The organism is Acinetobacter sp. YH12136 (assembly GCF_013418545.1).
In the GTDB taxonomy this organism is placed as follows: domain Bacteria; phylum Pseudomonadota; class Gammaproteobacteria; order Pseudomonadales; family Moraxellaceae; genus Acinetobacter; species Acinetobacter towneri.
On record NZ_VPBV01000052.1, the window covers coordinates 1 to 7,096 of the forward strand.

The window sequence follows — 7,096 nt, forward strand, 5'->3', positions numbered from 1 at the left end:
GCACAAACCAGATTGGCTAAATCAGTGCTAGATGCCAGTTGGACAACACTAAGAACCATGCTCAAGTATAAATGCGAGAACGCAGGGGTATGTTATGAAGAAGTCAATGAAGCCTATACCACCCAAACTTGTTCGTGCTGTGGCTCACGCTCCAGTAGTCCGGAAGGTAGAGCAGGACTTGGAATAAGAGAATGGCAGTGTGTGGAGTGTGGTACGCTCCATGATCGGGATGTAAATTCCGCACTGAATATTCTTGCGCTCGGGCATGAGCGTCTAGCAGTAGGAATCTCCGTCCTTTAGGTCGGGGAGGATGTCAACTAAAATTTGTCTAAAGCTAGGCGCGAATCACTGCCCCACTCTCTGCATCTAAAATACGGCTAGGTTGCTGGCTTAAACCCAAATCACCATTTAAGTAGTGCAATTGTTGATGGAAATATTGCGTTGTCTCTTGCAAAGAGCGTGCAGGGGCAAGTCCCGCAGGATTGGCACTGGTCGATACAATAAAGCCATCAAAGGCATGGCATAACGCCATACATAAAGGATGATTGGTTACGCGCACCGCTACTTTGGGGTGTTGACCTGTAATCCACTCTGGAACTGCGGCTGTGCTGGGTAATAGCCAGGTGGTTGCTCGATCTGTGGGATAAGTATTCGTCCATGACGCAATTACGCGATCTCGCATTTCGGGGTTTAAATCCTGCAGCAAATGCTCTACTTGTGACAGATGTCCTGCCAGTAAAATCACACCTTTTTCAATCGGACGCTGTTTCAGACGCAAAATTTCCAAAAATGCCTGTTGATTATATGGATCACATCCCAATCCCCAAACCGCCTCTGTAGGATAGGCCAGTACCTGTCCTTGTTGTAGACATGCAGCGGCTTCGGTGACAGAAGTTGTAATCATGGGAGTTTTACCTAAACAGAAACGTGAAATAGGCGCTTATTGTGAACCTTATTTGAGTGGACGACAACGCAGATATAAACCTGATTGTTGTAAACAGAAGCCCATGAGTTCCAGTTCCATTAATGCGCTGGTGAGTGTGGCAATATCTAAATTCAGTTGCTGTGCCAAGTGATCGATGCTTTGTCCGACCCAATCCAGTTGTTGATACAGTGCCAATAAATGCTCGGGAATATGCGGTGTACTTGTATCTGCTGTTTTTGTTGTGGTGGTTTGAAGTATTGCTTCAGTCGGTGGTGTAGATAATTTTGCTTTTGTTGAAGCTGCTGTAGTCTGATTTTGGCTTGATGCTATTTGGTTTTGTTGATATTGCCATTGGGTTGGCAGGGCTAAATCCTCAATCACTTGTTCAGGATGGTCGACCAAAATTGCACCTTCACGAATCAATTGATGGCAACCTTGATGAAATTCACTATAAATATGTCCAGGAATGGCAAATATCAATTTGCCTTGCTCCGCTGCTAGTTTCGCGGTAATCAGCGAGCCACTATTTAAACTGGCTTCAGCAACAATCACGCCTAAACTTAGTCCACTGACAATACGGTTACGTCGTGGAAAATGTTGCTGCAAGGGCTTGGTCTGCGGTAAAAACTCCGTAATCACGGCACCACCAGATTCTACAATTTTTTGGCGCAGGCTGTGATGTGCACTTGGATAAGTGCTGTCCAAACCTGTGCCCATGACTGCAATGGTACGTTGATGTTGCAAAGCACCTTGATGTGCGGCTTCATCAATACCTTGTGCCAAACCACTATTGATAAAGAACCCTTGTTCACTTAAATAATAAGCAAAATCATAAGCCACTTGCCGACCATGCGGGCTGGCTTTGCGACTGCCGACAATCGCAATTTGCGCTTGCAACAAAGCCTGTGCATTGCCTTGCCCAAATAAAATGGGTGGCTTGTTGGAATAGGGTCGTAACTGATTGGGATAGTCCGCATCGTCCAAAGTTAGAATAAAATCGCACTGCTGTTGCAGTTGATTCAGACATTGTTCAAAGGCGAGTTGCCCTGTTGGGCTGAGATATTCTTTGGCGCGTTGTAGATGGTTGGCATGAATGCGCACATCTGACCATGTGAGGAGGTGTTCGGGCTGCACTGCGGCAGCCACGGAACCATAATGTTGTACGAGTTTGGAAAAACTAGACAGTGAATGTTGAACCAAATACCACAACAAAATGTAGTTGATTTGCTGTGGGCTGAATGAATTCAACATCACCATCTTAAACCGTTTTAGTCGTCCATTCGTGGTGCTTGTAGGCTGGCACCGACTTTAATAGGCAATTCGCTGTCTAAGACATAGGCGTAGCTAATGTGGTCAAAGCTCTTGAAGACCATGATATTGCCAATGCGTTCGCCCGGAAGCTGAACACGTTCTTTGGTTTTCGGGTCGGTGACCACTTCGCCTTTTTGCGCTACGCTAAACACATGACCAGATTGCACGCCATGTAATGTACCGCGATCAATTGCCACAACACTGTGTTTTGCTGCAGTACCAATCGAACCCATCACACGTAGCACCTGACCACCTGTGCTGACATTTTCAGCATGCGTTGGGTAGAACAGGGTTGGCAGCATTGGGTCATAAATTGGTAAGACGCGATCACCACGACGCACTTCGGCATTGTAGGTATCGGTCAATTCAAGTGTGGTGATGTCATTTTCACCACGTACTGCAATACCTGCAGCAACTTGAGTGAGTTCAATGCCTGCATTGAATTTTTGACCATTGGCATCGGTCAGCATGTACGGTTCGCCTTCACGATATACACCGTAGCGTTGACCTACTTCCAGACCTGCACCACGTGCATACACACTTTGACCTTTAGCAGCTAAAACACGTTGATCAGAAGTACCTAAAATATATGGTGTGCCTTGTAACGCATCTGCGGCAATAATGCTGCTGCGCTCTAACCAGTGTTTGATGTAGTCAAGTGGAATCACAGGAATGGTATTATTTAAAGACTCCACGCGAATTTGCGGCTGTAAATTGGTGCTCTTGCCTGCATAACGACGAATAATGCCTTCACAGCCATCGCCTTCATCTTTACCAATAATAGGGCGACCTTCGTAGGTACACATCAACAAACGGTCACCTGGGAAAATCCAGTGTGGATTTTTTACGTGACGGTTACTTGCCCAAATTTCAGGCCAACGTAATGGGTTGTTCAGGAATTTTTTGGAAATATCCCATAAGGTATCGCCTTTTTTTACCACATACACATTTGGTGCGCTGGCTTTTAAGGCAGGCGGATTGATGTTTCGTGCAGGTGCTGCTTCAGCCACACTGATCGCACTAAGTCCCACTATGAGACATACCGCGAGTGCTAAAACTTGCTTTTTAAACCCCAAGACACGAAAAGAGGATGTGTCTGTCAAAACCTTTTTCATTATCATAATTCCTAAAATTATGTATGTAGTTGCGTTATAATAACGATCTTACACACATTTTTTTGATGAAGCATTCCTTCATTCGGTTTTTTGATCAATGGCATATCAGTGAGGACGTCCTATGGCCTTATTACCTATTTTAAGTTTCCCGGATCCCCGTTTGCGTACCATTGCCAAACCCGTCGAAGAAGTCACCGACGAAATTCGTCAGCTGGCTGCAGATATGTTTGAAACGATGTATGCCGCACCAGGAATTGGTCTGGCAGCCACACAGGTCGATCATCATATTCAGCTCATTGTCATGGATTTATCTGAAAATAAAGATCAACCCATGGTCTTCATTAACCCCAAAGTTACCGCATTGACTGAAGAGACCCAACCGTATGAAGAAGGGTGTTTGTCAGTGCCTCAAATATACGACAAAGTTGAGCGTCCGTCACGTGTAAAAATTGAAGCGATTAACCTTGAGGGCCAATCCTTTGCGCTAGAAGCAGATCAACTTCTCGCTGTTTGTATCCAACATGAAATGGATCACTTAAATGGTAAATTATTTGTCGATTATTTATCACCACTCAAAAGACAGCGTGCCCGTGAAAAAGTGGAAAAAGTAGTGCGCCAGCGTCAGAAAGAAAAAGTTGCTGTGAAGCGTTAAAACAAACCACAATCTAGTTGTCCATGTTTAGACCAAAGCATAAAAATCAGCCCAATTTCGATTGGGCTTTGTTATACTTGCGCCACACAAATTCAGGATAGATGTTTTTGTTGTTGCGTAGTGGCTTACTGCTTTCATTTATCGCAGTTTTTTTACAGATTGCTGTATTTTTACAGCCTTTGCTGCCTGAGCAATATCAAGTTGCGCCAGTCTGTGAAACCATCACGCGTGCACTTTTGTTGCCACACAAAACAATGACTGCTGTGGGGCATGATGTGCACAGCTCACATCTACATGCAGATCAACAACAAGTTACGACACAAAACGAACATCATCATCACGATGCTTCACATCAATGTCAGTACTGTACGGTATATGGCAATTTAGTCCTACCACCTGAATTAGAGCTGAAAGAAGTGCTTGATCGTATTCAAGTGCGCCTTTTGGCTTTCCAAAAACGTTTTCAACACGTTTGGTTTGCACTTCAGCAACTCTTTTTGCTTCCGCAGGGACGTGCTCCACCTCACTTTGCATAAATTCAATGTTTTTCGGGTCTGCTTTGACCCTAACTGTATTTATGTTTTGAAGTGAGAAATAAAATGGCTCAGCCTAAATTTTTATTACAGCCCATTGCGGCTGCAGTTTGTGTTGCCTGCTATTCAGCAAGTGCGTTTGCCGATCAAAGTATGCTGTCTGCAAATACGCATAGCCTTGCGCCTATTGTTGCAACCGCACAACAGGGCAATGATGCTAATGGTTTGGTGGTTCGTGCTAATCCAAAACAACCCATTCAGCCGATTCCAGCCACAGATGGTGCAGACTATTTACAAAGCATCGTCGGCTTTAGTGCGGTCAACAGTGGTGCGGGTACCAATGGTGATGTGACCTTCCGTGGCATGTTTGGTTCACGTATTAAAATTTTAACCGATGGCTCTGAAAACTTGGGTGCATGCCCGAGTCGTATGGATTCACCAACCTCTTATATTTCCCCAGAAAGTTTTGATGAAATTACCGTCATTAAAGGCCCGCAAACGGTGCAATATGCCAACACAGGTTCGGCAGCAACGGTATTGTTTGAGCGTAAGCCTGAGCGATTTGGTGAAGGTCAAAACTATCGTGGCCAAGCCAGTGTCTTGATGGGGTCATTTGGCCGTTTAGATCATAATGTTGAAGCGGCTGCGGGTGATGCGCAGAAATATATTCGTTTAAATGCCAACCGTTCTGTGGCAGACAGCTATAAAGATGGCAATGGCACGACTGTTCCTTCGGATTGGGAGCGTTGGAATGCCGATCTCGCTTTAGGTTGGACACCCGATGAAAACACTTGGCTAGAACTGACGGGGGGGCGTGGTGATGCTGAAGTGATTTATGCGGGCCGTACAATGGACGGTTCTGAATTTGACCGCGAAAGTTTGGGTCTACGTGTAGAAAAGAAAAATATCACCGATGTGATTAAGAAAATTGAAGCGCAGGTGAACTATAGTTTTAATGATCATGTGATGGACAATTATAGTCTGCGTAAAGTGGGAATGGCAGAACACCACATGACTAAAGAACTTGTGGAAGCTAAATCTGCCATGAATGTGACTCGCCGTACTTTAAATGCGCGTATGGCGGTGACACATGAGTGGGATAAATTGCAGTTTATTACAGGTATTGATAGTCAACAGAATAAGCATGGTAAAGGCATGTATTCAGCCACAATGCCGAAAATGAATTTCCCTGTAACAACCGATATGGAATTTCAATCCTATGGTGGTTTTGGTGAGCTGAGTTATGAACTGAATGATCATAATAAGTTGGTTACAGGTATACGTGTTGATCAGATCGAAGTAGACGCAGTACAAACGGCTCAACAACGTAAAGAAACCTTGCCAAGTGGTTTTATTCGTTTGGAAAATCAACATCCACACCATGATGCTAAAACTTATGTCGGTTTGGGCTATGTAGAGCGTATGCCGGATTATTGGGAATTGTTTAGCCCTGTTAAAGGTAATGGTAGTGACAATACCTTTAAGAGCATTGATACTGAAAAAACACTTCAGCTTGATTTGGGTTATCAACATGAACATGGCGCATTCAGTTCTTGGGCATCGGCTTATGCAGGTTTGGTTCAAGATTTTATCTTGACCAAGTACAATGCAAACAATAAAGCTGAAACCCGAAATGTGGATGCAACGATTGCAGGTGCAGAAGTTGGTATAGGTTATCAATTTACTGATGCCTTACAGGCAGATGTGAGTGCTATGTATGCGTGGGGTGAAAACACCACAAACAATATGCCGTTACCACAAATTTCACCTTTGGAAGGACGTTTAAACCTGCGCTATGTTCAGGATAAATATACTTTAGGTGCATTATTACGTGTAGTAGATGGTCAAAGTCGTATTAGCGAACGTGAAGGTAATATCGTGGGCTATGATGTGAAAGAAAGCAGTGGCTTTGGCGTATTGTCTTTAAACGGCAGCTATAACCTCAATAAAAGTGTTGATGTGTCTGTGGGTATTGATAACGTACTGGATAAAACTTATACCGAGCATTTAAACAAAATGGGTAATGCAGGTTTGGGTTTTGCTGCAAATGAGCAATTTAACAATATTGGTCGTAACTATTGGGCGCGTATCAGTATGAAGTTCTAATTTGAACTTTATTTAAACCAAAAGCAGGGCTTCGGCTCTGCTTTTTGCTTTTGCATAAAAATAATTACATATAAAACATTGAGTTACGTTTCATGGCTGGGTTTTAAAGAATTAAGAAGATTTTTCTTAAAATAAATTTATAAGATAAAACAGTGGTTTATTGATTTTAGGGTTTATAAAATAAACACCCGATATATTTCTTTTGAAAAAAGTCTTGCAAGGTAAAATATTTGGCCTATAATGCACATCCATCGGCGGTGATGAAGATTAAAACTTCTGGTAAAACAATGACTTGATTGAACTTGGTTAAGTTGGGTATTAGAAAGGAAGTTTAAAATAATTTAAATTACCAGTTGACACTTTAGAAATAAAGCGTAATATAGCCGACCTAGCTTGATGCTGACGAAGCATCGAGAAGATCATTAAGAGATTATGAAGAACAACTTGTGTGGAT

At 43.3% G+C, this 7,096-nt stretch carries 7 protein-coding genes; 4 read left to right on the forward strand and 3 right to left on the reverse strand.

Annotated features, from left to right (window positions below):
• Positions 1–300: RNA-guided endonuclease TnpB family protein (locus FTU71_RS14160; protein ID WP_179989758.1), on the forward strand; the 300-nt coding region annotated here is incomplete at its 5' end.
• Positions 301–334: 34 nt separating this feature from the next.
• Here FTU71_RS14160 and FTU71_RS14165 read toward each other — a convergent pair.
• From FTU71_RS14165 to FTU71_RS14175, 3 genes are read right to left on the reverse strand one after another with little or no spacing between them, the layout of a single operon-like run.
• Positions 335–904 carry an L-threonylcarbamoyladenylate synthase gene (locus FTU71_RS14165; RefSeq protein ID WP_180112117.1) on the reverse strand — a complete coding sequence of 190 codons (570 nt, stop codon included), beginning with the start codon at positions 902–904 and terminating at the stop codon, positions 335–337.
• A gap of 48 nt (positions 905–952) precedes the next feature.
• Positions 953–2,176, reverse strand: coding sequence for a DNA-processing protein DprA (gene dprA / locus FTU71_RS14170; protein ID WP_004970117.1), 1,224 nt, complete (start codon positions 2,174–2,176; stop codon positions 953–955).
• Between the two features lie 17 nt (positions 2,177–2,193).
• On the reverse strand, positions 2,194–3,351 hold the full coding sequence (locus tag FTU71_RS14175; RefSeq protein WP_180112118.1) for a LysM peptidoglycan-binding domain-containing protein: 1,158 nt from the start codon (positions 3,349–3,351) through the stop codon (positions 2,194–2,196).
• Positions 3,352–3,472: 121 nt separating this feature from the next.
• On the opposite strand from FTU71_RS14175, the gene def reads away from it, so the two are divergent.
• The 3 genes from def (at position 3,473) to FTU71_RS14190 (ending at position 6,642) form a co-directional block, all read left to right on the forward strand.
• Positions 3,473–4,003, forward strand: a complete 531-nt coding sequence (def, locus tag FTU71_RS14180; protein ID WP_179994483.1) for a peptide deformylase — start codon at positions 3,473–3,475, stop codon at positions 4,001–4,003.
• A gap of 107 nt (positions 4,004–4,110) precedes the next feature.
• The gene (locus FTU71_RS14185; protein ID WP_104853276.1) at positions 4,111–4,539 is read left to right on the forward strand and encodes a DUF2946 family protein; all 429 of its coding nucleotides are present in this window, start codon (positions 4,111–4,113) and stop codon (positions 4,537–4,539) included.
• A gap of 63 nt (positions 4,540–4,602) precedes the next feature.
• Positions 4,603–6,642, forward strand: a complete 2,040-nt coding sequence (locus FTU71_RS14190) for a TonB-dependent copper receptor (protein ID WP_180112119.1) — start codon at positions 4,603–4,605, stop codon at positions 6,640–6,642.
• The last annotated feature ends 454 nt before the right edge of the window (positions 6,643–7,096 follow it).